This window comes from Ruegeria sp., assembly GCF_028066395.1.
GTDB lineage: Bacteria > Pseudomonadota > Alphaproteobacteria > Rhodobacterales > Rhodobacteraceae > Ruegeria.
In genome coordinates this window covers 12726-15969 of sequence record NZ_JALCBM010000085.1, presented here as the reverse complement: position 1 = coordinate 15969, position 3244 = coordinate 12726, and the positions used below count along the sequence as shown (strand labels likewise).

4 protein-coding genes and 1 pseudogene are annotated in these 3244 nt (G+C 62.7%); all 5 read left to right on the top strand.

Annotated elements, in window-relative coordinates; genetic code table 11:
- Nucleotides 1-261, top strand: a pseudogene (locus MPJ51_RS19485) (formate dehydrogenase); the annotation flags it as partial.
- Between the two features lie 124 nt (nucleotides 262-385).
- A complete protein-coding gene (locus MPJ51_RS19480) occupies nucleotides 386-1579 on the top strand; it encodes a formate dehydrogenase subunit gamma (protein ID WP_298390327.1) in 1194 nt (397 codons plus the stop codon).
- Nucleotides 1580-2842, top strand: coding sequence for a c-type cytochrome (locus tag MPJ51_RS19475; RefSeq protein WP_298390324.1), 1263 nt, complete (start codon nucleotides 1580-1582; stop codon nucleotides 2840-2842).
- Between the two features lie 13 nt (nucleotides 2843-2855).
- Nucleotides 2856-2981, top strand: a complete 126-nt coding sequence (locus MPJ51_RS19470; RefSeq protein ID WP_298390323.1) for a hypothetical protein — start codon at nucleotides 2856-2858, stop codon at nucleotides 2979-2981.
- Nucleotides 2982-3244 (top strand): helix-turn-helix domain-containing protein (locus MPJ51_RS19465; protein ID WP_298390330.1); only part of this gene is annotated, 263 nt, incomplete at its 3' end.

Below are 3244 nucleotides of genomic sequence, written 5' to 3'. Positions count from 1 at the left end.
TCGCGCGGCAAGATGGACAAATGTACCTTCTGCGCCGGTGGCCCCGAGGAGACGCACTCGACCGCAGAGTTTGCCAAATACGGTCGCAACCGGATCGCCGAGGGCAAACTGCCCATCTGCGCCGAAATGTGTTCCACCAAGGCCCTGCTCGCCGGTGACGGCGACGTGGTCTCGGCCATCTACCGCGAACGCGTCGTGGCGCGCGGCTTTGGTTCGGGCGCATGGGGTTGGGGCACCGCCTACGACCAGAAAGACGGCTGAGCACCGACCAATCCCCGCCCCGGTGCGCAATCGCTGCATCGGGGCGAGATAAGATTTTTCGACGAAAAATCTCGGCCCCGTCCGGTTTCGGGCGGTGCATTTTCCAACTGTCTATGAGGCAACCATGCCCGTTCTGCGACTTCTGATCTGCCTGATCGTTTTGACCTTTCCCGCGTTGGCCCCTGCTCAGACACAAGACACTCAGGACCGCACCACCACCGGCGGCGCGACCACGCTTGAGGACATTCTGGCCCGGCAACGGGGCGAGGCGGTTGATGACAGCTATCGCTCGGACAATACCGGGCAAGGCAATGCCGAAGGGTTGCTGGGTCAACTTGGCACCCGCGGAGTCGCCTCGGACAGCGATGTTTACCGCGCCTTGCGCTATGGCTCGGCGGATGTGACCGTCTCGAACAACGGCCCCGCCGCCAGCGTCCTGATTCAGGATGGCGGCATGTGGTGGCTGGCCTTCCGCACCGGTCCTTTGCGGGAATATGGCACTTATATTCTGGCCGGGATGTTGGCCGTGCTGGTGCTGTTCTTCCTGATCCGTGGCAGAATCCGCATCGACGGCGAGAAAACCGGCCGCACTGTCCTTCGCTTTACCAGTTTCGAACGCTTCGGCCATTGGCTGTTCGCCGGATCGTTCCTGATCCTCGGCCTGACCGGCCTGCTGACGCTTTATGGCCGCGACGTGCTGATCCCGATCTTCGGGAAGGAAGGCTTCGCCGCTATCGCGCAAGCCTGCAAATGGCTGCACAACAATCTGGCCTGGGCCTTCATGCTGGGGCTGATCATCGTCACCCTGAACTGGATTGCCCATAACATCCCCAACCGGACCGACCTGAAATGGCTGGCTGCCGGGGGCGGGCTGTTCACCAAAGGCAGCCATCCACCCGCCAAGAAATTCAACGCGGGTCAAAAGATCATCTTCTGGGCCTGCATCCTGCTGGGTGTCTCGATCAGCCTGTCTGGCCTGTCTCTGCTGTTTCCGTTCGAAATGCCGCTGTTTGCCAAGACGTTCTCAATCGCCAATGCCACCGGCATTCCACAGGCCCTAGGCCTAAACCTGCCGGTACAAATGTCGCCGCAGGAAGAGATGCAGTACGCACAGCTCTGGCACGTCATGGTGGCCTATGTATTCATCGCGATCATTCTCGCCCATATCTATCTCGGCTCCATCGGGATGGAGGGCGCGTTTGACGCCATGGGCACCGGCGAGGTCGAGGAACAATGGGCGCGCGAGCACCATTCGCTGTGGCTGGAAGAGGTTCAGGACAAAGAGGCTGGCAAAGCCGCCGCCTCGCCCGCTGAATAGATGCGAGCCCTGATCCTGACGCTGGCGCTGCTGCCCCTGCCCGCGCTGGCCGAGTTCTTCACGCTCAAGGGTCACGGCGGCCCAATCATGGGGATCGCCGCCGCCCCGGACGGGCGCATCGCCACGGCCAGTTTCGACAATTCCGTCGGCCTCTGGACCGGGCAGAACCCGGAATGGCTGGAAGGGCACGAGGCCGCCGTCAATTCGGTCGCCTTCAACGGCACCGCGATCTATTCCGCCGGGGATGATTTCACCCTGCGCCGCTGGCCCGGCGGGCAGGTCGTCGGGCAGCATAAAGGCAAGATCGTCCATATCGCGGCATCCAAAACCCATGTGGCCACGGCCAGTTGGGACGGCACGATTGGCCTCTGGCCCGTTGACGGGTCTACGCCAACCATGCTGGGCCCCACCGGCAGCGGTGTGAATGCGGTCGCGTTCACGCCGGATGGCACGCAGCTTTATTCGGCGGGCGTCGATGGCAGCCTGCGCCTGTGGGACGTGGCCAGCGGGCAGGAAATCGAACGTCTGGTCGAACACGGCTTTGGCATCAACGAACTGATCCTGAATGCAAGTGATGGATGGATCGCCTACGGTGCGGTGGATGGCGTCACTCGCATCCTTGACCTTGGCACCGGCGAAGAGCGCGATTTCACTCTGGATCGCCGCCCGATCCTTGCCCTTGCGCTCAGCCCGGACCGGCGGTTGCTGTCGGTGGGCGATGGCGAAGGCTATATCATGGTGATCGACACCACCGAATGGCGCATCGCGCAGGATTTCCGCGCCACCCTGCGCGGCCCTGTCTGGGCGCTGGCCTTTTCGCCGGACGGGCAGAACCTGCATGCGGGGGGCATCGATCAGGCGATGTATAGCTGGCCGGTCGCAAACCTAGGCGATGGCGAGCAGCTGGCCGCCACCCAGCCCGATTTCCTGAAAAACCCCAACGACATGAGCAACGGTGAACGGCAATTCGCCCGCAAATGCTCGATCTGCCACAGCCTGACCCCCGACAGCCAACGACGCGCGGGGCCAACCCTGCATGGCGTCTTTGGCCGAAGGGCAGGCACGCTGCCGGGGTATTTCTACTCGGACACGCTGCAAAACTCTGATATCATTTGGAATGACGAGACGATAAATGCCCTTTTCGACGAGGGGCCTGACCACTACATTCCGGGGTCAAAGATGCCGATGCAGCGGATCACGCAGGCCAGCGACCGAGACGACCTGATCGCCTTTCTGCGCCGCGCCACGGCAGACCAGAACTGAGCCGGAGGAGACTATGAAAGCCTTTCTTGCTGCCGTCACCGCGATGGTCGTGATCACAGCCGCCGCCCCCTATGCGCTGAACCAGATCGGTTTCAGCGCGGCAGAGAACAGTTCCGGATCGGCCGTGCGTCTCGACTGAATGTCCGAATATCTGACCACCCGCGAACTGGCCGATCTGCTGCGCATTGGCGAGCGGAAGGCCTATGACCTCGCCTCCTCCGGTGAAATTCCCTGCGTCCGCGCCATGGGCAAACTGCTGTTTCCAAGGGCCGAGATCATTGCCTGGCTCAACGCCTCACGCTCGGGCCCGGATGTGGCGGAACCGCCCCTGCCCCCGATTGTCGCGGGCAGCCATGATCCGCTGCTGGACTGGGCGCTGCGCGAAAGCGGGTCGGGGCTGGC